General features: G+C 70.9%; 25 protein-coding genes. 9 read left to right on the top strand and 16 right to left on the bottom strand.

Annotated features, from left to right (window positions below; translation table 11 throughout):
* Positions 1-2 precede the first annotated feature (2 nt).
* Positions 3-572: a TetR/AcrR family transcriptional regulator gene (locus SSP29_RS37815; protein ID WP_089105441.1), complete on the bottom strand. Its 570-nt coding sequence runs from the start codon at positions 570-572 to the stop codon at positions 3-5.
* Between the two features lie 121 nt (positions 573-693).
* On the opposite strand from SSP29_RS37815, the gene SSP29_RS37810 reads away from it, so the two are divergent.
* From SSP29_RS37810 to SSP29_RS37800, 3 genes are all read left to right on the top strand, one after another.
* Positions 694-1524, top strand: coding sequence for an SDR family oxidoreductase (locus SSP29_RS37810; RefSeq protein WP_089105440.1), 831 nt, complete (start codon positions 694-696; stop codon positions 1522-1524).
* Between the two features lie 263 nt (positions 1525-1787).
* Positions 1788-2195, top strand: coding sequence for a DUF6153 family protein (locus tag SSP29_RS37805; RefSeq protein ID WP_150135674.1), 408 nt, complete (start codon positions 1788-1790; stop codon positions 2193-2195).
* Between the two features lie 83 nt (positions 2196-2278).
* Positions 2279-2899: a DUF305 domain-containing protein gene (locus SSP29_RS37800; protein WP_089105439.1), complete on the top strand. Its 621-nt coding sequence runs from the start codon at positions 2279-2281 to the stop codon at positions 2897-2899.
* 68 nt (positions 2900-2967) lie between these two features.
* Here SSP29_RS37800 and rocD read toward each other — a convergent pair whose 3' ends face one another.
* The 3 genes from rocD to SSP29_RS37785 all read right to left on the bottom strand — a co-directional run bounded on the left by rocD (position 2968) and on the right by SSP29_RS37785 (position 5648).
* On the bottom strand, positions 2968-4188 hold the full coding sequence (gene rocD, locus SSP29_RS37795) for an ornithine--oxo-acid transaminase (protein ID WP_089105438.1): 1221 nt from the start codon (positions 4186-4188) through the stop codon (positions 2968-2970).
* Positions 4189-4207: 19 nt separating this feature from the next.
* Positions 4208-5017: a dimethylargininase gene (ddaH, locus tag SSP29_RS37790; RefSeq protein ID WP_089105437.1), complete on the bottom strand. Its 810-nt coding sequence runs from the start codon at positions 5015-5017 to the stop codon at positions 4208-4210.
* 145 nt (positions 5018-5162) lie between these two features.
* Entirely contained in the window at positions 5163-5648 is a 486-nt protein-coding gene (locus SSP29_RS37785; RefSeq protein WP_089105436.1) for an Lrp/AsnC family transcriptional regulator, read from the bottom strand.
* Positions 5649-5759: 111 nt separating this feature from the next.
* On the opposite strand from SSP29_RS37785, the gene SSP29_RS37780 reads away from it, so the two are divergent.
* The 4 genes from SSP29_RS37780 to SSP29_RS37765 are packed head-to-tail and all read left to right on the top strand — an operon-like array spanning position 5760 to position 9784.
* A complete protein-coding gene (locus tag SSP29_RS37780; protein ID WP_089105435.1) occupies positions 5760-6509 on the top strand; it encodes a LytR/AlgR family response regulator transcription factor in 750 nt (249 codons plus the stop codon).
* A 2-nt stretch (positions 6510-6511) separates the two neighbouring features.
* A complete protein-coding gene (locus tag SSP29_RS37775; protein ID WP_089105434.1) occupies positions 6512-6871 on the top strand; it encodes a hypothetical protein in 360 nt (119 codons plus the stop codon).
* Positions 6872-6893: 22 nt separating this feature from the next.
* Entirely contained in the window at positions 6894-8606 is a 1713-nt protein-coding gene (locus tag SSP29_RS37770; protein WP_089105433.1) for a sodium/solute symporter, read from the top strand.
* Positions 8603-9784, top strand: coding sequence for a sensor histidine kinase (locus tag SSP29_RS37765; protein ID WP_089105432.1), 1182 nt, complete (start codon positions 8603-8605; stop codon positions 9782-9784). The genes SSP29_RS37770 and SSP29_RS37765 overlap by 4 nt, the downstream gene beginning before the upstream one ends.
* A 124-nt stretch (positions 9785-9908) precedes the next feature.
* Here the strand turns inward: SSP29_RS37765 and SSP29_RS37760 are convergent, their stop codons facing one another.
* The 8 genes from SSP29_RS37760 to SSP29_RS37730 form a co-directional block, all read right to left on the bottom strand.
* The gene (locus SSP29_RS37760) at positions 9909-10088 is read right to left on the bottom strand and encodes a hypothetical protein (protein WP_089105431.1); all 180 of its coding nucleotides are present in this window, start codon (positions 10086-10088) and stop codon (positions 9909-9911) included.
* A gap of 13 nt (positions 10089-10101) precedes the next feature.
* Positions 10102-10791, bottom strand: coding sequence for a septum formation family protein (locus SSP29_RS37755; RefSeq protein ID WP_150135672.1), 690 nt, complete (start codon positions 10789-10791; stop codon positions 10102-10104).
* 104 nt (positions 10792-10895) lie between these two features.
* The gene (locus SSP29_RS60395) at positions 10896-11495 is read right to left on the bottom strand and encodes a PASTA domain-containing protein (protein WP_245883464.1); all 600 of its coding nucleotides are present in this window, start codon (positions 11493-11495) and stop codon (positions 10896-10898) included.
* On the bottom strand, positions 11492-12121 hold the full coding sequence (locus SSP29_RS60390) for a DUF6777 domain-containing protein (RefSeq protein ID WP_368669282.1): 630 nt from the start codon (positions 12119-12121) through the stop codon (positions 11492-11494). Before SSP29_RS60390 ends, SSP29_RS60395 begins: the two co-directional genes overlap by 4 nt.
* Positions 12122-12180: 59 nt before the next feature.
* Entirely contained in the window at positions 12181-13131 is a 951-nt protein-coding gene (locus SSP29_RS37745; protein WP_089105429.1) for a cytochrome c oxidase assembly protein, read from the bottom strand.
* Between the two features lie 180 nt (positions 13132-13311).
* Entirely contained in the window at positions 13312-14337 is a 1026-nt protein-coding gene (locus SSP29_RS37740; RefSeq protein WP_089105428.1) for a 6-phosphofructokinase, read from the bottom strand.
* 180 nt (positions 14338-14517) lie between these two features.
* Positions 14518-15246, bottom strand: a complete 729-nt coding sequence (locus tag SSP29_RS37735; RefSeq protein ID WP_089105427.1) for a type 1 glutamine amidotransferase — start codon at positions 15244-15246, stop codon at positions 14518-14520.
* A gap of 20 nt (positions 15247-15266) precedes the next feature.
* Positions 15267-16505: a MurT ligase domain-containing protein gene (locus SSP29_RS37730; protein WP_089105426.1), complete on the bottom strand. Its 1239-nt coding sequence runs from the start codon at positions 16503-16505 to the stop codon at positions 15267-15269.
* Between the two features lie 150 nt (positions 16506-16655).
* Between SSP29_RS37730 and def the strand changes: the two genes are divergently transcribed.
* Positions 16656-17195, top strand: coding sequence for a peptide deformylase (gene def / locus SSP29_RS37725; RefSeq protein WP_089105425.1), 540 nt, complete (start codon positions 16656-16658; stop codon positions 17193-17195).
* Positions 17196-17264: 69 nt separating this feature from the next.
* Here def and SSP29_RS37720 read toward each other — a convergent pair whose 3' ends face one another.
* Positions 17265-17909, bottom strand: coding sequence for a TetR/AcrR family transcriptional regulator (locus tag SSP29_RS37720; RefSeq protein ID WP_089105424.1), 645 nt, complete (start codon positions 17907-17909; stop codon positions 17265-17267).
* 172 nt (positions 17910-18081) lie between these two features.
* Between SSP29_RS37720 and SSP29_RS37715 the strand changes: the two genes are divergently transcribed.
* Entirely contained in the window at positions 18082-19335 is a 1254-nt protein-coding gene (locus SSP29_RS37715) for an acyl-CoA dehydrogenase family protein (protein ID WP_089105423.1), read from the top strand.
* Between the two features lie 112 nt (positions 19336-19447).
* Here SSP29_RS37715 and SSP29_RS37710 read toward each other — a convergent pair whose 3' ends face one another.
* From SSP29_RS37710 to SSP29_RS37700, 3 genes are read right to left on the bottom strand one after another with little or no spacing between them, the layout of a single operon-like run.
* Complete coding sequence (locus tag SSP29_RS37710) at positions 19448-19993, bottom strand: cupin domain-containing protein (RefSeq protein WP_089105422.1); 546 nt, start codon at positions 19991-19993, stop codon at positions 19448-19450.
* 7 nt (positions 19994-20000) lie between these two features.
* Positions 20001-21239, bottom strand: a complete 1239-nt coding sequence (locus SSP29_RS37705; RefSeq protein WP_089105421.1) for a cytochrome P450 — start codon at positions 21237-21239, stop codon at positions 20001-20003.
* Positions 21240-21241: 2 nt separating this feature from the next.
* Complete coding sequence (locus tag SSP29_RS37700) at positions 21242-22309, bottom strand: type III polyketide synthase (RefSeq protein WP_089105420.1); 1068 nt, start codon at positions 22307-22309, stop codon at positions 21242-21244.
* Positions 22310-22440 lie beyond the last annotated feature (131 nt).

The raw sequence follows: 22440 nt of genomic DNA, 5'->3' as shown, positions 1-22440 counted from the left end.
CCCTAGCACTGGACCGACGGGCGCGCCTGGTGCAGGCAGCGTTCGAGTCTCTGCAGGAAGCCGTCGAAGGCCTCGTCCTCCGGCCAGGTCTGGTACGCCGTGTTGATTGCGGCCAGTGCGATGTTCAGCTGCAAGGTCACGGTCAGCCGGTCGGACCGGGTGGTGCGGGAGAACACCCACTCCCTGAGGTCGGCGAAGAACTGCTCGCCGAAGCTCTGGGCGGTCTGGGCGAAGGCCGGCGACTCCGCTTTGAGGCGACGTTGCAGCGGCATGCGCTCGCGCAGGCTTGTACACCACCCCGTCAGGATCGCGGTCAGCGCATCCCACAACGGCTCGTCCGCAGGACGCTCGTGCATCGCGTCCCGCCACTCCTGTCGCTCCTCGGGGTCCGGGTCGAGGACCGCGGCCTCCTTGCTGGCGAAATAGTTGAAGAAGGTGGCGCGCGACACGTTCGCGGCGGCGGCGATCTGCTCGACCGTCGTCGCGTCGTAGCCCTGTTCCGCGAGCAGCTCCATGGCGGCGTTCCGGACGGCGCGCCAGGTCGCGAGCTTCTTGCGTTCCCGCAGGTTCATGGTTCTTCGTTCCTCCCCTCACGCCATTCTACGTCCCGTCACCACGATTCCTGGACGAGTCTTATTTTGGACGAGTCTAAGTTTCGGGTTACGGTGGCGGCAGACCCGGAGGGAGAAAAACATGAGCAAGGTCTGGTTCATCACCGGCACGTCCCGCGGCATCGGCCGCGCGTTCGCCGAGTCCGCCCTGGAGCGTGGCGACAAGGTCGCCGCGACTGTCCGGAACATCGCCACCCTGGACGACCTGGCCGTCAAGTACGGTGACGCGCTGCTGCCGCTGCTGCTCGATGTCACCGACAAGGCCGCCGTCGACGGCGCCGTCGCGGCCGCGCACGAGAAGTTCGGCCGTCTCGACGTCGTCGTCAACAACGCCGGCTACGGCCTGTTCGGCACGATCGAGGAGACCGCCGAGGACCAGGCGCGTGCTCAGATGGAGACGAACTTCTTCGGCGCGCTGTGGGTGACGCAGGCCGTCCTGCCGATCCTGCGTGCTCAGGGCAGCGGCCACATCGTCCAGATCTCCTCGGTCGGCGGCATCGCCGCGTTCCCGACCATCGGCGTGTACAACGCGTCCAAGTGGGCGCTTGAGGCGCTGAGCGAGTCCCTCTCGCACGAGCTCGCCATCGCCGGCACCGGCATCAAGATCACGATCGTGGAGCCGGGCGGCTTCACCACCGACTGGGCCGGTTCGTCCGCCAAGCACGCCGAGCGGATCCCCGTGTACGACGCGGTCCGTGAGGCCATCGCGGCTCAGATGGGTGACGCCAGCTACGCCGACCCGAGCGACGCGGGCGCCGCCCTGCTGCAGATCGTCGACGCGGAGAACCCGCCGCTGCGCGTCTTCTTCGGCACGGACGGCCTGGAGATCGCCAAGAACGTCTACGCCGACCGCCTGAAGACCTGGGACGACTGGGCACACGTCTCCCGGCGGGCGCAGGGCGTCAAGGAGTAACCCCCCTCGGGCCCCCTCGGAGCGGCTCGTGTCGCAGGCGGCGTCAGTGGTCACGTCCGCGTCGCTCCGCCAAGGGCCCTTTCCCGGACCGGCACCGATGGTGCCGTCGTGTCCGGGCTCATGGCGGCGGCCGAGTGCGCCCTCCCGTCGCCCGCGACCGGCCGGTCCGCCGCGGACAGCGCCTGCGGCACCGGTGCGCGGAAACGGCCGTCCGGGGTGTGCCCGTGCCGGCCGGCTCTCAGGGCATGCATAGGATGGTCCCGATGCGCCCCACCGAGCAGCCCACCCCGCGACCGCCGTACCGGCGTTGGCGCGCCCTGCTCGTGCTGGGGCTGCTGACCGGGCTGCTCGGCATGCACGCGCTGGCACCCGGCGGCGTCATGGGAATGCACGGCGGGCACGAGCGGGCCGTCTCCCCTGCGGCGGTCATGGCCACCGCGTACGACGGCTGTTCCGGCGACGACGGCCACTGCGGCGACCATCACGCGCACCACGCCGACGCGACCTGCGCCTCCGGCGCGGTGAGCGGCGGACCGGCGCTGCCCGCGCTGGTCCCGGACCCGGTCCCCGTGCTCGCGACCGCCTGCCCGGTGCCCGCCGGCCCGGTCACGGCACCGGACGGCGCACGGGCACCCCCCGACCTGGCCGAACTCCAGCTCCTGCGGATCTAGAGGCACCCGAGCCGGCCGCGCGCGGACAGCGCAGCGGTCGTGCTCCCGCGTGCCCACTCACATCCATTCGCAGGAGATCCAGCATGACCACCACGCGTACCCGTGCCGTCCTCGTCGCGCTCACCGCGACCGCCGCCCTCGCCCTCACCGCGTGCGGCAGCGGCGACGACAGCACCGACACCGCCGGCACCGCACACGCCTCGCACTCGGCGGCGGCCGGTGCCACCGCCACCGCCGGTGCGCACAACGCGCAGGACGTGTCCTTCGCGCAGAGCATGATCCCGCACCACCAGCAGGCCGTGGAGATGGCCGGGCTCGCCGCCGACCGCGCCTCCTCCGCCCAGGTGAAGGACCTCGCCGCCCGGATCGAGAAGGCCCAGGACCCGGAGATCAGGACCATGACCGGCTGGCTGAAGGCCTGGGGCGAGGACGTGCCCATGGCGGGCATGGACCACAGCGGCCACGCCGGCATGGCCGGGATGATGTCCGACAAGGACATGACCATGCTGAAGCAGGCCAAGGGGACGGACTTCGACACGATGTTCCTGACCATGATGGTCCAGCACCACCAGGGCGCGGTCGAGATGGCCGGCACCGAGAAGGCCAAGGGTGACTACGCCCCGGCCACGAGCATGGCCGACGGCATCGTCACCGCCCAGAACGCCGAGATCAAGGAGATGAACAAGCTCCTCGGCAAGAGCTGATCACCGATCGGGGCGGGGCGGCCGCGCTCCCGGGCACGGCCGCCCCGCCCCCCCGGCTCCTCCCCGGCCTACGCCGCGAGCACCTTCTCCAACGACCCCAGCGCCGACCGCAGTTCCTCCGCCGTGACGGTCAGCGGCGGGGCCAGCCGGATCGTGGAGCCGTGGGTGTCCTTGACCAGGACGCCCTCGCGCATCAGGCGTTCGCCGATCTCCCGCCCGGTGCCGATCGCCGGGTCCACGTCGACGCCCGCCCACAGTCCGCGCGAGCGGAAGCCGACCACGCCCCTGCCGACCAGCTCCGTCAGGCCGTCCCGCAGAACCACGCCCAGCTCGGCGGCCCGGCGCTGGAAGTCGCCGCTCTCCAGCAGCTCGACCACCGCCGTGCCGACCGCCGCCGCGAGCGGGTTGCCGCCGAACGTCGAGCCGTGCTCGCCGGGGTGCAGCACCCCCAGCACCTCCCGCCGGGCCACCACCGCCGACACCGGCACGATCCCGCCGCCCAGCGCCTTGCCGAGCAGCAGCACGTCCGGCACCACGTCCTCGTGGTCGACGGCGAGGGTGCGGCCGGTGCGGCCGAGGCCGGACTGGATCTCGTCGGCGACGAAGAGGCACCCCTTGCGGCGGGTCAGCTCGCGGACCCCGGTCAGATAGCCGTCGTCGGGGATGAGCACCCCGGCCTCGCCCTGGATCGGCTCGATCAGCACGGCCGCCGTGGTCTCGTCGACCGCCGCCTCCAGCGCGGCCAGGTCGTTGTACGGCACGATCCGGAAGCCCGGCGTGAACGGGCCGAAGCCCGCCCGGGCGGTCTCGTCGGTGGAGAAGCTGACGATCGTGGTCGTACGGCCGTGGAAGTTGTCCGCGGCGACCACGATCGTGGCCTGGTCGGCCGGGACGCCCTTCACGTCGTAGGCCCATTTGCGGGCCACCTTGATGCCGGACTCGACCGCCTCGGCGCCGGTGTTCATCGGCAGCACCATGTCCAGGCCCGTCAGCGCCGCCAGCCGCTCGGCGAATTCGGCGAGCCTGTCGTTGTGGAAGGCGCGCGAGGTGAGGGTGAGGCGGTCCAGCTGGCGGTGTGCGGCCTCGATCAGCGCCGGGTGGCGGTGGCCGAAGTTGAGGGCCGAGTAGCCGGCCAGCATGTCGAGGTAACGGCGGCCCTCGACGTCCTCCACCCAGACGCCCTCGGCGCGGGCGACGACGACGGGCAGCGGGTGGTAGTTGTGCGCGAGGACCGGTCCCTCCGCCTCGATCAGCTCGGCGGAGGTGCGTGCGCGTGCGGGTGCGGTCATCAGAGGGATCTCCTGGTCCTCAGCGGATTTCCTGGGTGCAGCACTTGATGCCGCCGCCTGCCTTGTGGAACTCCGACAGGTCGACGGGGACGGGCTCGTAGCCCTGGTCGGCGAGCCGGGCGGCGAGCGTCTCGGCCTGCGGCGCGATGAAGACGTGGCGGCCGTCGGAGACGGAGTTCAGGCCCCATGCCATGGCGTCGTCCCGGGTGGCGAGCACCGCGTCAGGGAACAGCCGGCCCAGCACGTCCCGGCTGCCGGGGGAGAAGGCCTCGGGGTAGTAGACGATGTTCTCCTCGTCGAGGACGAACAGCGCCGTGTCCAGGTGGTAGAAGTACGGGTCCACCAGGGTCAGGCTGATCACCGGGTGGCCGAAGAACTCCTGCGCCTCACGGTGCGCCTCGCGGCTGGTGCGGAAGCCGGTGCCGGCGAGCAGGTACCGGCCCGTCCAGACCAGGTCGCCCTCGCCCTCGACCACCGAGCCCGGTCGGTGCACCTCGTAGCCCGCGGTCTTGAACCAGAGGTCGTAGTGGGTGGACTCGGGGCGCCGCTCGGGCGCATGGAAGAGCGAGCCGAAGACGCGGCCGCCGACGACGACCGCCGAGTTCGCGGCGAACACCATGTCGGGCAGGCCGGGCACCGGCTCCAGCCGGTCGACGCTGTGCCCGTGCGTGCGGTAGGCGCTGATCAGCGCGGTCCACTGCTCCTGGGCCAGGTCGACGTCGACCCTGGTGTCGGGGTTCATCCAGGGATTGATCGCGTACTGCACGCCGAAATATCTGGGTTCGCAGACAAGAAAGCGCCGGGGGCGCTGCACACGGTTTTCGGACACAGAGGGGTTCCTCCGCTTTCCCGCGGTGTCGACTGAGGGTTGACACCAAGGTAGAAAGCGTCGGATACGGGCGACAAGAAACAAATGTTGCGCGTCTGCGCAGGAACGCTGCGTCTCCGGTCGTACAAACGCAGCATCGATGCGTTTACTCCGGTACGGGGTGCGTGGCACCGGCCTCCGGGCTCTCCGGAAGCAGATGCGACAGCACCATCACGCTGATCGTCTTCCGGATGAACGGCTCCACACGGATCCGCTCCAGCACCTCCTCGAAGTGCCCCACATCCCGGGCCCGCACATGCAGCAGCGCGTCCGCGCCGCCGGTCACCGTCATGGCCGCGGTGATCTCCGGATGGTTGCGGACCACCTCCGCGAGCCGCCGGGGCGGGGCCGCGCCCTCGCAGTACACCTCGACGTACGCCTCCGTGCGCCAGCCGAGGGCCGACGGGGTGACGGTGGCCGTGAACCCGGTGATCACACCCGTCTCGCGCAACCGGTCGACCCTCCGTTTGACGGCCGTCGCGGAGAGCCCGACGGCCGCGCCGATCTCGGCGAAACTGGTCCGCGCGTTCGCCATCAGCGCGGTGGTGATCTTCCGGTCGAGGTCGTCGAAGGAGGCGGTGCCGCTGTTCATGCCCGCACTGTAACCACGGGCGAAGACAGTTCGGGAGCACCACTGCTTCCGGCGCGAACGTCCACGTCCGGTACATGTCCAGCGCCGCGTTCCGCCGCCTACACTCCGTTCATGCTGCGCGCCCTCGCCGTCGACGACGAACGCCCTTCGCTGGAGGAGCTGCTCTATCTGCTGCACGCCGATCCGCGCATCGGAAGCGTCGAGGGCGCCGGGGACGCCACCGAGGCGCTGCGCCGCATCACCCGCGCCCTGGAGTCCGGACCGCAGGGCCCCGAGGCCATCGACGTCGTCTTCCTCGACGTCCAGATGCCCGGCCTGGACGGCCTGGACCTGGCCCGGCTGCTCACCGGCTTCGCCCGGCCGCCGCTGGTCGTCTTCGTCACCGCCCACGAGGACTTCGCGGTAAGGGCCTTCGACCTCAAGGCAGTTGACTACGTCCTGAAGCCGGTACGCAAGGAACGCCTGGCGGAGGCGGTACGCCGGGCCGCCGAACTGCGCGGCGCCGCACCCCGGATACCCGTGCACGAACCCGACCCCGACCACATACCCGTCGAACTCGGCGGCGTGACAAGGTTCGTGGCGGTGGACGACATCACGCACGTCGAGGCCCAGGGCGACTACGCCCGCCTGCACACCGACCGCGGCAGTCACCTGGTCCGCATTCCGCTCTCCACCCTGGAGGACCGCTGGCGCTCCCGCGGCTTCGTCCGCATCCACCGCCGTCACCTGGTCGCCCTCCGCCACATCGGCGAACTCCGCCTGGACGCGGGCACGGTGAGCGTCCTGGTCGGCTCCGAGGAGCTCCAGGTCAGCCGGCGCCACGCCCGCGAGCTGCGGGACCTGCTGATGAGGAGGGCCTGACGGTGGCCGCGGACCCCGCCGAGCGCCGGGTCACCGTCACCGGCCCGCCCCGCCGCAGCCGCCGTACCTCCGGCTACTACCGGCCGCGCACCGAGATCGACGAACAGACCACCCTCGGCCACACCTACGTCCGCTCCCTCATGCGCAGCCAACTGCGCGTCGCCCTCGTCGTGTTCGCCGTCCTGGTGCTGCTCGTCGGCCCGCTCCCGCTGGTCTTCGCCGCCGCCCCCCAGGCGCGCCGCCTGGAGTGGCTGGTGCTCGGCTTCTGCCTGTACGCCCCGCTGATCCTGCTCGCCCGCTGGTACGTGCGCCGCGCCGAACGCAACGAGGAGGACTTCGTCCGCCTCGTCGAGGACCGATGAACTCCAGCCCCGACGAGGCCAGATGAACTCCGGCTATGCCGTCCCGGCGGTCGCCCTCGTCGTCGTCGCGACCGTCCTCGTCGGCGCCTTCGGCCTGCGCATCTCCCGGACCACCTCCGACTTCTACGTCGCCTCACGCACCGTCGGCCCCCGCCTCAACGCGGCCGCGATCAGCGGCGAGTACCTCTCCGCCGCCTCCTTCCTGGGCATCGCGGGACTTGTCCTCGTCCAGGGCCCCGACATGCTCTGGTACCCGGTCGGCTACACCGCCGGCTACCTCGTGCTGCTGCTCTTCGTCGCCGCCCCGCTGCGCCGCTCCGGCGCCTACACCCTCCCCGACTTCGCCGAGGCCAGGCTCGCCTCGCAGCCGGTACGGCGGCTGGCCGGGGCGTTCGTCGTCGGCGTCGGCTGGCTCTACCTGCTGCCCCAACTCCAGGGCGCCGGGCTGACGCTGGCGGTCCTCACCGGCGCCCCCGACGCACTGGGCGGGCTCATCGTCGCCGTGGTCGTGGTGGCCACCGTGGCCGCCGGCGGCATGCGCAGCATCACCTTCGTACAGGCCTTCCAGTACTGGCTGAAGCTCACCGCCCTGCTCGTCCCCGCCCTCTTCCTGGTCCTCGCCTGGCAGCGCGCCGGCGCCCCCGTCCACGCCTTCGACGAGCCGGCCACCTTCCGCACCCAGCGTGTCGTCGACGTCCAGGACACCCTCTCCCTGAGGCTCGACCGCCCGCTCACGGTCACCGTCACCGGCACCGTCGACGGCCACCCGCACGAGGACACCAGGGTCACCCTCCCCGAGGGCACCCACCGCATCACCGCGGGCACCCGCCTGACCTTCGCCGAGGGCACCCGCGTCCCCGCCACCGACCGGGGCACCAACGGCGGCATGTCCACCTCGCTCGCCGAGAGCCGCGAGGAACGCCCGCTGTACGCCACGTACGGACTGATCCTCGCCACCTTCCTCGGCACCATGGGCCTGCCGCACGTCGTCGTCCGCTTCTACACCAGCCCGCACGGCGTCGCCGCCCGCCGCACCACGGTCGCCGTCCTCGCCCTGATCGGCCTCTTCTACCTCCTGCCGCCCGTCTACGGCGCCCTCGGCCGCCTCTACACCCCCGAACTCACCCTCACCGGCGAGACGGACGCCGCCGTCCTGCTGCTGCCCGACCGGGTCGTCGGCGGCCTCGGCGGCGACCTGCTGGGCGCGCTGGTGGCGGGCGGCGCCTTCGCCGCGTTCCTCTCCACCGCCTCCGGCCTCACCATGGCGGTCGCCGGCGTCCTCACCCAGGACGTCCTCCCGTCGCGCGGAGTACGGCACTTCAGACTGGGGACGGTCCTCGCCATGGCCGTGCCGCTCGCCGCGAGCGTGCTGGTGGGCGGTCTGCCGGTGGCCGACGCCGTCGGGCTGGCCTTCGCCGTGTCCGCCTCCTCCTTCTGCCCGCTGCTGGTCCTCGGCATCTGGTGGCGGCGGCTGACCCCGCCCGGCGCGGCCGCCGGGATGCTGGCCGGGGGCGGCTCGGCGTTCTGCGCGGTGGCCGCGACGATGGCCGACCTGCCCGGCACCGGTGCCCTGCACGCCCTGCTCGCCTGGCCCGCGCTCTGGTCGGTCCCGCTGGGCTTCCTCACCATGATCCTGGTCTCCCTGGCGACCCCCGGCCGGGTACCGCCGGGAACGGCCGCGATCCTGGCCCGCTTCCACCTGCCCGAAGAGCTGCGCACGGAGGTGAAGGCGTGACCGGGTTCCTGGCCGGCCTCTGCGTGGCCGTACTCCCGCTCCTCGCCGCCGGCTTCTGGCTCGGCCGGCGCACCGCACGCCCCGAGAGCCTCGGCGGTCTCGGCACCCCGGTCGAGCACGCCACCTTCGAGACCCTGCACACCGCCTCCCTCGCCGCACCCCCGCTGCGCGCGGGCCTGACCGAGGAGACCGCCCGCCGCTCGGCCCGCCGGCTGCGCACCCTGCTCGGCACCGACGCGCTCTGCCTCACCGACCACGAGAACCTGCTGGTCTGGGACGGCGTCGGCGACCACCACCGCGCCGAGCTCATGGAACGGCTCGCCGGGCCGCTGGAGTCCGGTCGCGGCGAGGCCTTCCGGCTGCACTGCGAGACCCCCGACTGCCCGGTCCGCTGGGCCGTGATCACCCCGCTCACCGTCGACGACCGCGTCCACGGCACCCTGGTCGCCTGCGCCCCGCGCGAGTCCGCCGTCCTGGTCCGGGCGGCCGGTGAGGTCGCCCGCTGGGTCAGCGTCCAGCTGGAGCTGGCCGACCTGGACCGCTCCCGGACCCGGCTCATCGAGGCCGAGATCCGCGCCCTGCGCGCCCAGATCTCCCCCCACTTCATCTTCAACTCGCTCGCCGTGATCGCCTCGTTCGTCCGCACCGACCCCGAGCGCGCCCGCGAACTGCTGCTGGAGTTCGCCGACTTCACCCGTTACTCGTTCCGCAGGCACGGCGACTTCACCACCCTCGCCGACGAACTCCACGCCATCGACCACTACCTGGCGCTGGTCCGGGCCCGCTTCGGCGACCGCCTCACGGTCACCCTGCAGATCGCCCCCGAGGTACTGCCGGTCACCCTGCCCTTCCTCTGCCTCCAGCCCCTGGTCGAGAACGCCGTGAAACACGGCCTTGAGGGCAAGACCGGCACCTGCCACATCCAGATCACCGCCCAGGACGAGGGCGCCCAGGCCCTGGTCGTCATCGAGGACGACGGCGCCGGCATGGACCCGGTCCTGCTGCGCCGCATCCTCGCCGGCGAGACCAGCCCCAGCGGCGGCATCGGCCTGTCCAACGTCGACGACCGGCTCCGCCAGGTCTACGGCGACGACCACGGCCTCGTGATCGAGACGGCGCCCGGGGCGGGGATGCGGATCACCGCGCGGTTGCCCAAGTACCAGCCCGGGGTGCACTAGGCGCTCCGCGAGCGCCGTTGTTCGGCTGCGGCGCCGTTGTGGCTGGTCGCGCCCACGCGGCGGTAGCCGCACATTCAATACAGCCCCGCGCCCCTTACCGGGCGCTGCAGGCGGGGGCGCTGGGTCAGTTGCTCTGAGTGGCCACCATCGCCAGGGTCAGCAGGCCCAGCACCACCCATCCGAACCAGAGCCAGCCGTTGCTGCCGAGCGCCACCGTGTAGGCCGTCACCACCACCAGCCCCCCGACGGTGAGCACCCCCATCGCCTTGGTGGCACCGTTCGAGCCGTTCGCAGAACCGGGCATCGCGACACCCTCCTCATGGTCCGACTCCCTCCATGGTGCCCCCGTTCTGCTTCCTGACGGTGCACACGACGAAATGAGCGCCGGTCTTCCACATCAGGTCGCCTACCAAGGAGGCCGCCCGATAGACGGAGGGATCGAATCCGTAGTCCCCGGGCGGCACGTCCCGCGCACAGGCCTCGTCCTGCTGCTTCGCGGCCTGCGCGAGCGTCAGCCCGGCTCCCAGCCGCGTGAACCCGAGCACCTCCTGGTCGTGCGGCCCCGAGCACGCGACGAGCAGGGCGGTCCGCGCGGGCGGCACCCGCAGACAGTCCCGCTTCTGCATGGTCCCCACGTCCGTGAACGCGGCCCCCTCCTTGCGGAACCCGTCCAACGGCCCGTACAGCGGTCCGTGCGCCCCCAGCACCAGACACGCGACCCGCCCCCCGGCCGCCTCGAACCCCGCCTCGCTCGGTACGACGGCGACGGCCCGCACGTCCGCCAGCTTCCCGCGCAGCGCCCTCGTCCGCTCCTCGCACCCGGCGGTCCCCTGCGCACGAGCCTCGGCAGCCGACGCCAGCGGCACGAACGTCATCACCTGACCGTCCGGCGCCCGGTCCGCACAGGTCGGGTCGAGAGTAAGCGTCGGGGTTCCGGCGAAGCGCGTCCCGCTGCCCCACTCGGCGACGACACAGTCACCCGCCTTGAGGGGGTGCGCGAGCCCCACCCTGCCGCCGTAGGGCTCGGCCGTGGAGCTACCGGCCGGCGACGACCCGGCCCCCTCCCGACGTCGGTGTTCCTCGGTACATCCGGTCACTCCCGGGTCAGGTGTCACGCCGTCCCCGTGCCGTCCCCGTCGTCCGGCACGGGGACCTCACTCGTGGGCCCGCTGCCGGCGGTCCGGGTGACGGGCGGCGGCTCCGCGGGCACCGCCGGACTCGAAGAGGGTGCCGCGGCGGCGCCGGACGGTGTGGCGGGCTCCGACGAGGTGTCCGGCGGGACGGACGAAGGCGACACGAAGGACGAGAACGAGCTTGAGGGAACGTCCGAACCCTCGCCGTCCCCGGACCCGGAGGGTGCCCCTCCGCCGTCGGTACTTCCACCGCTGTCCTCGGCCACGCGCAGCGTCACGTACTCCCCGAACGCCAGCCGTGTCCCCGCCACCGGATCCGAACCCAGCACCCGGGCGTCGTCGGGCGGCAGCTCCGGACCGTCGGACGCGGCCCCCAGCCCCGCGTCCGCGAGCAGCCGGCTCGCCTCCTCGAAGGAGGTCCCGGCGACCTCGGGCACCGCGTGCCGGTCACCGGTGCGGAACACGGTGTCCCGCGCGCCCTCCGTCCCCACCGGCCGCTCGACGCCCCGCGCGGGGTCGGTGACATCCACGAGCGCGAGCTGCTCCAGCGGCCGTGCGGTGGGCCGTACGGTCGTCACCTCGTCACCTCGTCGCGGTCGTAGCCGGGCCACTTCTTGTTGCGATGGCGGAACTCGACCTTGATATGCCCCGGGTCGCCCCTGAACGGCAGGAGCGGATTTCCGCACGAGCATTTCACGGTGGGCTGTCCCTGCCTGTCGACGAGCACGGCTATTCCGGCCTGGAGCAGGGAATTGAAGGGGGTGGCGGTGCCGTCCTTGTAGTCGTGGTTTTCCACGAGAGTGTCGTGACGCAGGAGAACAGGGGTGAGGCGGTCGAGATAATCCGGAATCTGTCCGGTGGTGATGTGGAGGACGCCGGCCCATGCCTGTGCCTTGCGGTGATTCGCGGGATCGGTGAGGAATTCCTTGAGTTTCTCGACGTCACAGATCGTCGGCTCCCGGGTGCCGCCGTAGAGCCCGGGCGAGTCACCCTGCTGGATATGCCCGCGCACCGGCAGCGAACGGACCTGGACGTCGTGCCCGACTCCCTGGTGCTCGTCGACGAACGGGTTCGGCGTGGAAACACCGGCGGCCACCGCTTCGACCACGGACCGGGGCGAAGCCCGCCCGCATCCGCCGAGCAGCAGGAGCGGAACCAGAACCACGAGCACGCACGCCCTGTGCAGAAAAGCGCGAAGTGTCATCACCGCTCCCCCCGGCGGTTTTGGCCTGTCGCGCTTTATGCTACTGAATGAGAAGCCTTTCAGCCCTTGCGTGCGTGCAGTGAGGCCAAATAGGCGTTGTACGCCTCGAGTTCCTTGTCACCATCCCGGTCGGCGGCCCGGTCCTGGCGCCGCGCCTGGCGCTGTTCGGAGCCGTACCACTGGAACAGCAGGGCGATCAGCACGAGTACGGACGGGACCTCGCTGAATGCCCAGGCGATTCCGCCGGCGGCGCTCTGGTCGGAGAGCGCGTCGATACCGAGCGAGGCGGGCGGATTCTTGAACGTCTCGACCATCGGCTCCGACGCCATCATCAACGCGATGCCGAAGAACGCGTGGAACGGCATGCCGGCGAACAGCTCCAGCATGCGCATGAGATACCCCGGCCGGTGCGGTCCCGGGTCGACGCCGATGATCGGCCAGAAGAAGACGACACCGACGGCGAAGAAGTGCACCATCATCGCGACATGCCCGGCCCTCGAGCCCATCAGGAAGTCGAACAGCGGGGTGAAGTAGAGCGCGTACAGGCTCGCGATGAACAGCGGGATGGTGAAGGCGGGATGGGTGACGATCCGCATGTACCGGCTGTGCAGCAGGGCCAGCAGCAGCTCACGCGGCCCCTTCCGGCCCCTCCCGGCGACGGGCAGCGCGCGCAGCGCCAGGGTCACCGGGGCGCCCAGCAGGATCAGGATGGGCGACAGCATGCTGATGATCATGTGCTGCACCATGTGCACGCTGAACATGACCATCCCGTAGTCGTTCAGCCCGGTGCACATCACGAGCATGACGGTCAGCACCCCGACGACGAACGACACGCTCCGGCCCACGGACCAGGCGTCCCCGCGCCGCCGCAGCCGCACCACACCCCACCCGTACAGCGCGAGCCCCGCGAGACAGGCGACGAGAAAGAAGGGATCCGCCGACCACTCCAGTCCGCGCCCCAGCGTGAACGGCGGCAGATCCATGGTCATGCCGTGCCCGGTGTGATCCATCCGGCGGCTCCTGATTCGTGGGGGGTTGTACGTTTACAGCCGACCCCAGAGTAGAACCGCCGCCGACGGCACTTGTGAGCGGGGGCGAGTGTCCCTACCTCCAGGGGCGCGGGGAACTGCGCGAGCAACCACGCACGACCCGCACCCGGCGACGAATCAGCACCCCCTACGGCGCTGCCCCTAAAGCACGGTCTCCGCCTCTTCGTACCGCTCCGCAGGAACCGTCTTCAACGTCTCCACCGCCTCGGCCAGCGGCACCATCACGACATCGGTCCCCCGCAGCGCGGTCATGTTGCCGAACTCCCCCCGGTGCACCGCCTCCACCGCATGCCACCCGAACCGCGTCGCCAGGACGCGGTCGTACGCGGTCGGCGTGCCACCCCGCTGCACGTGCCCGAGGATGACCGGCCGCGCCTCCTTGCCGAGCCGCTGCTCCAGCTCGATGGAGAGCTGCCGGGCGATCCCGGCGAACCGCTCATGGCCGTAGATGTCCTTGCCGCCCTCGTCGAAGGCCATCGTGCCCGCCTTCGGCTTGGCCCCCTCCGCCGCGACGACGATCGCGAACCGCTTGCCCGCCTCGAACCGCTCGCCGACCCGGCGGGCCAACTCCTCGATGTCGAAGGGCCGTTCCGGTACGACGATGGCGTGGGCGCCGGCCGCCATGCCGGAGTGCAGGGCGATCCAGCCGGTGTGCCGGCCCATGACCTCGACGACGAGCACCCGCTGGTGGGACTCGGCGGTGGTCTTCAGCCGGTCGAGCGCCTCGGTGGCGACCCCCACGGCCGTGTCGAAGCCGAAGGTCACGTCGGTGACGGCGATGTCGTTGTCGATGGTCTTCGGCACGCCCACGATCGGCAGCCCGGCGTCGGACATCAGCCGGGCCGCCTTCAGGGTGCCCTCACCGCCGATCGGGATGATCGCGTCGAGCCCGAGCTCGGCGACATGCCCCCTGGCCCGCTCCACGCCGTCCCGCAGATGCGAGGGCTGGACCCGGGACGATCCGAGAATGGTGCCGCCGCGGGCCAGGATGCCGGCCACGGCGTCGAGGTCGAGCTTGAGGTAGTCGCACTCCAGGAGGCCCTTCCAGCCGTCCCGGAAGCCGATGACCTCGTCGCCGTGGTCGGCGACGGCACGGTGCACGACGGACCGGATGACGGCGTTCAGGCCGGGGCAGTCGCCGCCGGACGTGAGGACACCAATGCGCATAGCCCGAAACAACCTTCTCCACGTGGGCCGGAGACCGGACCACGCTGTCCGGCTGACATCGCCGTCACCCTACCCGCGCGAGGGGGTCGTTCCGCACCGGGCGTCCGCCTGCTGGACGTGCCCGCACATGTGAGCGGACACCCTGTCAGGCGGGCCCCGGAACCGGCCGTTCCAGAAGGGTTACGCGGGCTGCTGAGCGGCCGCGATGCGCTCGTTGCGGAGCGCCTCGTACCAGCGGTCGTCGATCGGCGGCAGCGCGTTCACGTCGAGCGCCAGCTTCAGCAGCAGGTCCGCGATGAGCGGGTTGCGGGCGAGCACCGGCCCGTGCATGTACGTGCCGAAGACGGTGTCGTTGTACGCGCCCTCCGTGCCGTCCCCGGTGCCGTTGCCCTTGCCCAGCTGGACCCGGGCGAGGGGGCGGGCGGTGGGGCCGAGCTGGGTGACGCCCTGGTGGTTCTCGAACCCGGTGAGCGGGGGCAGCCCGAGGCGCGGGTCGATGTCGGCGAGGACGTCACCGACACACCGCTCGCCGGTGCCGCGCACGGTCGTCACGTCGAGCAGGCCGAGGCCCGGCTCCCGCTGCCCGAGGTCGTTGATGAACTCGTGCCCGAGGATCTGGTAGCCGGCGCACACGGAGAACACGATCGCGCCGTTCTCCACCGCCCGGTACAGGTGCCCGTCACGGCGCAGCCGCTCGGCGGCGAGCCGCTGCGGACGGTCCTCACCGCCGCCGATCAGGTAGATGTCGCCGGAGGTCGGGATCGGCTGGTCGCTGCGCACGTCGAGCCGGGCCACGTCGAGACCGCGCTGCCGGGCCCGCCGCTCCACGACGAGCGCGTTGCCCTGGTCGCCGTAGGTGCTGAGCAGGTCGGGGTAGATCCACACCAGCCGCAGTTGGTTGTCTGTCATGAAGTGATCGTCCTTCGTGTTCAGTTGCCGACGCGGCGGCGCAGGTCCTGGAACGCGGTGTAGTTCGCGATGACCTCGATCCGGCCGGGCGGGCACATCTGCACGGCCTGGTCGAGGGAGTCGCAGACCTGGAAGTGCTGGTTCGCGACCTCCAGGCGCACCGCGAGGTCGAGCTTGCGGTCGCCGAGCACGAAGATCGGGTGGCCGGTCAGGCGCGTGTAGTCCACGTCCCACAGCCAGGAGGTGTCGGTGCCGTCGGCGCCGCGCGCGTTCACGGAGAGGATGACCGGAGCCGGCGGCGGGTCGATGAGCGAGAACGTCTCCAGCCAGCCGGCCGGGTTCTTGGCCAGCAGCAGACGCAGGTCGCGCCCCTGGAACTGCACGACGTCGTAGCGTCCCGCGACGGCCTGCACCTGGTACATCCGCTCCAGGGCGACCTGCGGCGGCACCCCGAAGACGGCGGCGACGGCGGCCGAGGAGGCGGCGTTCGCCTTGTTGGCGCGCCCCGGCAGCTGCAGGTGGATCGGCCAGGCGGACCCGTGCGGGTCGAGGACGTGGTCGCCGGAGAGCACCCAGCTCGGCGTCGGCCGCCGGAACCCGCACTCACCGCAGAACCAGTCGTCGCCGGGCCGCTGCATCACGCCGCCGCAGGACGGGCAGGACCAGGCGTCGTCCTTCCACATCTGCCCGGCGGCGACCCAGATCACGTTGGGGGAGGAGGACGCGGCCCACACCACCAGCGGGTCGTCGCAGTTCGCCACGATGACGGCCTTGGTGCCGGCCAGGCCCTCCCGCCAGTTCTCGGCGAGCATCCGGGTCTCGGCGGCCCGGTCGAGCTGGTCGCGGGAGAGGTTGAGCAGCGCGATGCACTTGGGGTCGGTGTCCCGGGCCACCCCGGCGAGGTACTTCTCGTCGACCTCGATGACGCCGAACTTGGACTCCGAGCCACCCGCCAGCGCCGACGTGATGCCGGCCGGCATGTTGGCCCCGAGCGCGTTGGACACGACCGGCCCGGCGGCCTTCAGCGCCTCGGCGATGAGGCGCGTGGTCGTCGTCTTGCCGTTCGTCGCCGAGACCAGGGTGACGTCCAGGTTCTGGGCGAGCCGGGCGAGAAGGTCGGGGTCGAGTTTGAGCGCGACCCGGCCACCGATCACGGATCCGCTGCCGCGCCCCGCGGCACGGGACGCCGCCGCGACCGCCTTGCCCGCGGTCACGGCCAGCTTGGCCCGCGGCGTGAGCGGGTCCGAGTTGCCTGCCATCAGTTCTCGATCCTCCTTGCGTACGCGCCGCGCCTGAGCCATCCGGCAACGTGGTGTGAGGTCAGCCTATCGAGATCCATTCGCACACCCGAATTCCGGCCCGTGCCTGCGCGGCGAGCAGGGGCCGATCCGAACCGTACCCTTGCGGCCATGCGACACGGTTCCATTCCGGGCGCCCATGGGCGGGTCCGGCCTCTCACCCTGCTCGGCGACCCCGTTCTGCACGCCCGCTGCGCGGAGGTCACCGAGTTCGGCCCCGAACTCTCCCGGCTGGTGGAGGACTTGTTCGCCACGATGTACGCGGCGGAGGGCGTGGGTCTGGCGGCGAACCAGGTGGGGGAGCCGCTGCGGGTGTTCGTCTTCGACTGCCCCGACGACGAGGACGTCCGTCACCTGGGCCATGTGGTGAACCCGCGCCTGGTGGCGGCGGACGGTGTGACCCTGCGCGGCCCCGAGGGCTGCCTGTCCCTGCCGGGCCTGGAGGCGGGCACGGAGCGGTACGACCACACGGTGGTCGAGGGCTTCACGGCGACGGGGGAGCCGATCACGATCCACGGCACGGGCTTCTTCGCGAGGTGCCTCCAGCACGAGACCGACCACCTGGAGGGCCGCGTCTACGCCGACCACGTCACAGGCTGGCGCAAGCGCAAGCTGATGCGCCAGGTGGCCAAATCTTCTTGGCGCCGGTGAGGAGATGTTTTTAGGGGCGCGGGGAACTGCGCGACCAGCCCCCACCGGCGGTGAGCCGAAACTCGACCCTCAGAACCCCGGCCCTCCCACCTTGTCCCCCGCAGCCGCCAGCCGCCCCCACAGCAGATCAGCCAAACTCTTCACCAATTCCGCACGAGTACACGGCCGCTCCCCGAGCCACCAGTCCCCTGCCGCATGCATCATCCCGACGATTCCGTGCCCCCACACCCGCGCCAGCTGCTGACTCCCGGGCCCGAGATCCAGCCGCTCCTCGATGACCTGCGCCAGCTCCTCACCCATCCGCCGCAACAGCGGAGCCGAGTGCTTGCCGACATCGAACCCCTGGTCGGGCCCGGTGCTGCCCTCCGCGGGATGCATCAGGAACCGGTACACCTGAGGCCGCGCCTCGATCGCCGCGAGGTACGTGTCCAAGGTCGCCTCGACGCGTTCACGGCGCTCCGCGGGAGCGTCCAGCGCGTCCCGGAGCGAGTTCAGCAACGCGTCCGTGTGCCGCGTGGCCAGCGCCGCGTACAGCCCGCCCTTGTCGCCGAAGTGGCGGTAGAGGATCGGCTTGGTGATGCCGGCCTCCGCCGCGATGGCGTTCATGGAGGCCTGTGGGCCGTCGCGCAGCACCACCCGGTCGGCGGCCTCCAGCAGCTCGCGCCGTCGGCGGTCGGCGGACCGCTGCTGTTCGGTCCGCTGTGTGGTGTCCATGTGCTCTCCCCACCCCGTGCTGTTTCGGTGACGCCTGCGCAAACTAACACCTGACGGCCATCCGCTCTCGAACTGGCTGCCGAGGTGACCTTGGGAGTTGACTTTTCCTACCGACGAGTAACAGACTCGGGTTACCGCTAGTAACACATTATGCGCCGCCGCTGGAGGAGTCATGGCCGAGTTCACCATGGAACTCAACGACGAACAGAAGGAGGTCCGGGACTGGCTGCACGGTTTCGCCGCCGACGTGATCCGTCCCGCGGCCGCCGAATGGGACGAGCGTGAGGAGACTCCCTGGCCGGTCATCCAGGAGGCCGCGAAGGTCGGCATCTACTCCCTCGACTTCTACGCCCAGCAGTACTTCGACCCCACCGGCCTCGGCATCCCGATGGCCATGGAGGAGCTGTTCTGGGGCGACGCGGGCATCGCCCTGTCGATCGTGGGCACGGGCCTCGCCGCCGTCGGCGTCCTCGCCAACGGCACCGAGGAGCAGATCGGCACCTGGATCCCCCAGATGTACGGCGACGCCAACGACGTCAAGGTCGCCGCGTTCTGCTCCTCCGAGCCCGACGCCGGCTCCGACGTGGCCTCCATGCGCACCCGGGCCGTCTACGACGAGGCCAAGGACGAGTGGGTGATCAACGGCACGAAGACCTGGGCGACCAACGGCGGCATCGCCAACGTCCACGTCGTCGTGGCGGTCGTCGACCCGGAGCTCGGCTCCAAGGGCCACGCGTCCTTCATCGTCCCGCCGGGGACGCCCGGGCTCTCCCAGGGCCAGAAGTTCAAGAAGCACGGGATCCGTGCCTCGCACACCGCCGAGGTCGTCCTCGACAACGTCCGGGTGCCCGGTTCCTGTCTGCTCGGCGGCAAGCAGAAGCTGGACGAGCGCCTGGCCCGTGCGCGGGAGCGGGCGAAGTCGGGCGGCGTGGGGGTCCCCCCGGCCGAAGGCTGGGGGAGGGTGAAGAACGCGGCGATGGCCACGTTCGAGGCCTCGCGGCCCGCCGTCGGTGCGATGGCCGTCGGTACGGCACGCGCGGCGTACGAGGTCGCCCTCGACTACGCCATGACCCGTGAGCAGTTCGGGCGGCCGATCATCGACAACCAGGGGGTGGCCTTCCAGCTCGCGGACATGCGGACGGCCATCGACGCGGCCCGGCTGCTGGTGTGGCGGGCGTCCTGGATGGCGATCAACGGCAAGCCGTTCAACGCGGCCGAGGGGTCGATGTCGAAGCTGTTCGCGAGCGAGACGGCGAAGAAGGTGACCGCCCAGGCGATCCAGATCCTGGGCGGCAACGGGTACACGCGGGAGTATCCGGTGGAGCGGATGCACCGGGATGCGGCCATCTACACGATCTTCGAGGGGACCAGTGAGATCCAGCGGCTGGTGATTGCTCGTACCTTGTCGGGGATGCCGATTCGGTAGCGCCGTGGGGGTGCGGGTGCGTCGCGGGCCCACGGCGCGTCGTGGTTGCTCGCGCCCACGCGGCGGAGCCGCATATCGATAACGCCCCGCGCCCCCAAACAGGTGGGCACAGTCACCGGTGTTTCAACGGTGTGAGTTGCTCGATGTCGTAGCGGCTCCGGAGTTCCTCGATCGCCTTGTGGTCCGGGGGGCCGTCGCTGCCCAGGATCTCCAGGAGTTCCTCGAAGTAGCGCTCGTGATCCGGCGGCGGCGATGCCTGGAAGAACATCTTCGCCGGAGTCTCCGTCGGGTTGGCGAAAGCGTGCGGGCACCCCGGTGGTACGACGATGACCGTACCCGGAGTCGCCCGCACCACCCTCGTGCCCGAACTCGACTCCCACCTCTGCCAGTTGTCGGGGGTGCGGATCCGGGGCTCGAAGGCGAGGACGTCCAGCTCGCCTTCGAGCACGTAGAACAACTCCTCGCTCCGGGTGTGCACATGAGCGCCCACGTCGAACCCCGGCGGGACCTCCACCTCGAAGGTGGAGGCGATCCGCGAGTGCGTACCCGTCACCTTGAAGGTGACACGCTGGGCCGTCGTGTGGACCACGCGTCCCTGGCCCGGTGGCACGAGGAGTCCCTCAGCGAGTCCCTCAGCGAGTCCCTCGGTCGTCGTCATGGGCCACTCACCACGTCACCGGAAGCGCTTCGGGTCCCCGGATCAACGCGCCCTTTCTGAACGGGACCTGCTCCGGGGGCACGGCGAGCCGCAGCCCGGGGAGCCGGTCCAGGAGGGCGTCGACCAGCAGCTCCTCCTCCAGCCCGCCCAGCTGTCCGCCGGGACAGTAGTGCGGGCCGAACCCGAAGGAGACGTGCGGGTTGGGGCTGCGGGTGAAGTCGATCGTCTCGGGGTCCGGGAAGACGTCCGGGTCGCGGTTGGCGGCCAGGTACGAGACGTAGATCGCGTCGCCCGTGCGGATCCGTACGCCCTTCATGTCCACGTCCTCCCTGGCGATCCGGGACAGCCCGACCGCGCTGCGGTGCGGGATGTAGCGCAGGAGCTCGTCGATCGCCCGGGGGCGGATCTCCGGCTCGGTGCGCAGCCGGTCGAGGAGGTCGGGGCGGGTCAGCAGCAGGTAGAACATCTGCCCGCTGTTGTTGGTGACCGCCTCCCCGCCGATCTGGAGGAGGACGGCGAGACCGACGGCCTCCTCCAGAGCCACCTCGCCGCGGCCCACGGCCGCGCCCAGCAGGGAGGCCACGTCCTCGCCCGTGCTGCCGTCGCGCAGCGCGACGAGGTCGGCGAAGTAGGCGCTCATCTCGCGCTTGGCCCTCTCGCTGACCTCCTTGCCGCGGTTGGAGGACAGGATCAGCTGGGTCCAGATGTGCATGGTGTGCCGGTCGGCGGCCGGCACGCCCATCACCTCGCAGATCACCGCGATGGGGAACGGGCTGAGGATCGTCGCCGTGAGATCGGCGGGCGGGCCGTCCTGGACGAGCTCGTCGACAAGCTCGTCCAGCATCCGGCGGGCCTTCTCCCGGACCCGCTCCACGCCCTTGGAGGTGAGCGCGGAGGCCACCGAGCGGCGCAGCCGCGTGTGGTCGGGCGGGTCCAGGAAGCCGACCGCGCCGCGGTCCGGGATGAAGTGCGGGGCCACCCGGGTGACCGGCTGCTCCATCACCGCCTCACGGCTGAACCGGGGGTCGTTGGCCACCATCCGTACGTCGTCGTACCGGGTGACCAGCCACGCCCAGCCCTCGCCGTTCGGAAGCTGGATCCGGGTGACCGGACCCTCCCGCATCAGCTCGGCCAGGGTGGGGTCGAAGTCCACCCCCGTCAGGTCCGACACCTTCCAGTGCCGGACCGGACAGGCGGCCTCGCCGGGGGCCTCGTCGGCGGGGTCGAGCGGTTCGGTGAGTGTCATCTCTATCGAGCCGCCTCTTCGTCCGAACGCCGCCAGCGACCCAGCGACATTTCCGCGGTGATGCCGGGACCGAACCCGGCCAGCAGGCCGCGCGCCTGGTGCTCGGCACCGCCCTCGTCGAACATCCGGCGCAGCGCGTCCAGGACGACGGCGCTGGCGATGTTGCCGTACTCGGTGAGCGTGGCCCGGCTGAACCGGAAGGCGTGCGGTTCGACCTGGAGGAACTTGCTCAGGTCGTCCAGGATGCGCGGCCCGCCCGCGTGGACTATGTAGAAGTCCAGGTCGGACGCGTTCCAGCCGTGCAGTCCTGCCAGGTCCTGGAGAGCCGGCGCCAGCGGCTCCATGGTCGCCGGGACCCGCTTGTCCAGCAGGAAGTGGAACCCGGTGGCCCGCACGTCGTACATGATCCACTCCTCGGTCTTCGGGATCAGGTACGAGCCGTTGCGTTCGAGTTCGACGCCCGTGCCGCCCTTGCCGCGGACCACGGCGGCGGCGATGCCGTCACCGAAGAGGCCGTTCGAGAGCAGCGAGCCGACGCCGAGGTCGGTCGGCTGGTAGCACAGCGAGCAGAACTCGCAGGCCACGATGAGGGCGTTGGCGTCCGGGTACGCCGAGCAGAAGTCGTGCGCCCGGTTGATCGCCGCTCCGCCGGCCGCGCAGCCGAGCTGCGCGATGGGGATCTGGCGGGTCGTGGAGCCGAAGTCCATCTCGTTGATCAGCCACGCCGTGAGCGAGGGCATCATGAAGCCCGTGCACGAGACGTAGATGATCACGTCGATGTCGGTGGTGAGCAGTTCGGCGTCGTCGAGTGCCCGCTGGATGACTGCGGGGACCCGGGACTTGGCCTCGACCTCGTAGAGCTTGTTGCGCTCCTCGAAGCCGGGGTGCTTCAGGGTTTCCTCGATCGGCTGCACGATGTGCCGGGTGCGAACGCCCGTGTTCTCGATCAGTCTCAGCGCCAGCGGCAGCTGCGGGTGGTTCTCGTGGTGGGAGCGCGCCAGTTCCAGCGTCTCCTCCATCGTGATCACGTACTCCGGGACCGACACTGAGGGTTTGCACAAAGTCGCCATGAACCGTGCCTGCTTTCAGCCTTCCGGTGGGTTTGGGCCCGACCGGTCAGAGAGGTGGTTCACCTCAGGAGGTGGTTCCCTCACGATCACCCGTGAGGGCGATGATCTCTCGCCGGACTACTCCGAACCGG

Origin of the sequence: Streptomyces hyaluromycini (assembly GCF_002217755.1) — a bacterium.
Classification (GTDB): domain Bacteria; phylum Actinomycetota; class Actinomycetes; order Streptomycetales; family Streptomycetaceae; genus Streptomyces; species Streptomyces hyaluromycini.
The sequence above is the reverse complement of the archived record's forward strand: the minus strand, read 5'-3'. Positions and strand labels throughout refer to the sequence as shown.

What these genes read in the sequence shown, in the direction of transcription:
- SSP29_RS37810 (WP_089105440.1), top strand. Translation starts at nt 694, where the DNA reads ATGAGCAAGGTCTGGTTCATCACCGGCACGTCCCGCGGCATCGGCCGC.
- SSP29_RS37715 (WP_089105423.1), top strand. Translation starts at nt 18,082, where the DNA reads ATGGCCGAGTTCACCATGGAACTCAACGACGAACAGAAGGAGGTCCGG.
- SSP29_RS37735 (WP_089105427.1), bottom strand. Translation starts at nt 15,246, where the DNA reads ATGACAGACAACCAACTGCGGCTGGTGTGGATCTACCCCGACCTGCTC.
- SSP29_RS37800 (WP_089105439.1), top strand. Translation starts at nt 2,279, where the DNA reads ATGACCACCACGCGTACCCGTGCCGTCCTCGTCGCGCTCACCGCGACC.
- SSP29_RS37710 (WP_089105422.1), bottom strand. Translation starts at nt 19,993, where the DNA reads ATGACGACGACCGAGGGACTCGCTGAGGGACTCGCTGAGGGACTCCTC.
- SSP29_RS37730 (WP_089105426.1), bottom strand. Translation starts at nt 16,505, where the DNA reads ATGGCAGGCAACTCGGACCCGCTCACGCCGCGGGCCAAGCTGGCCGTG.
- def (WP_089105425.1), top strand. Translation starts at nt 16,656, where the DNA reads ATGCGACACGGTTCCATTCCGGGCGCCCATGGGCGGGTCCGGCCTCTC.
- SSP29_RS37815 (WP_089105441.1), bottom strand. Translation starts at nt 572, where the DNA reads ATGAACCTGCGGGAACGCAAGAAGCTCGCGACCTGGCGCGCCGTCCGG.
- SSP29_RS37785 (WP_089105436.1), bottom strand. Translation starts at nt 5,648, where the DNA reads ATGAACAGCGGCACCGCCTCCTTCGACGACCTCGACCGGAAGATCACC.
- SSP29_RS37705 (WP_089105421.1), bottom strand. Translation starts at nt 21,239, where the DNA reads ATGACACTCACCGAACCGCTCGACCCCGCCGACGAGGCCCCCGGCGAG.
- SSP29_RS37760 (WP_089105431.1), bottom strand. Translation starts at nt 10,088, where the DNA reads ATGCCCGGTTCTGCGAACGGCTCGAACGGTGCCACCAAGGCGATGGGG.
- SSP29_RS37780 (WP_089105435.1), top strand. Translation starts at nt 5,760, where the DNA reads ATGCTGCGCGCCCTCGCCGTCGACGACGAACGCCCTTCGCTGGAGGAG.
- SSP29_RS60390 (WP_368669282.1), bottom strand. Translation starts at nt 12,121, where the DNA reads ATGACACTTCGCGCTTTTCTGCACAGGGCGTGCGTGCTCGTGGTTCTG.
- rocD (WP_089105438.1), bottom strand. Translation starts at nt 4,188, where the DNA reads ATGACCGCACCCGCACGCGCACGCACCTCCGCCGAGCTGATCGAGGCG.
- SSP29_RS37770 (WP_089105433.1), top strand. Translation starts at nt 6,894, where the DNA reads ATGAACTCCGGCTATGCCGTCCCGGCGGTCGCCCTCGTCGTCGTCGCG.
- SSP29_RS37720 (WP_089105424.1), bottom strand. Translation starts at nt 17,909, where the DNA reads ATGGACACCACACAGCGGACCGAACAGCAGCGGTCCGCCGACCGCCGA.
- SSP29_RS37740 (WP_089105428.1), bottom strand. Translation starts at nt 14,337, where the DNA reads ATGCGCATTGGTGTCCTCACGTCCGGCGGCGACTGCCCCGGCCTGAAC.
- SSP29_RS37700 (WP_089105420.1), bottom strand. Translation starts at nt 22,309, where the DNA reads ATGGCGACTTTGTGCAAACCCTCAGTGTCGGTCCCGGAGTACGTGATC.
- SSP29_RS37745 (WP_089105429.1), bottom strand. Translation starts at nt 13,131, where the DNA reads ATGGATCACACCGGGCACGGCATGACCATGGATCTGCCGCCGTTCACG.
- SSP29_RS37805 (WP_150135674.1), top strand. Translation starts at nt 1,788, where the DNA reads ATGCGCCCCACCGAGCAGCCCACCCCGCGACCGCCGTACCGGCGTTGG.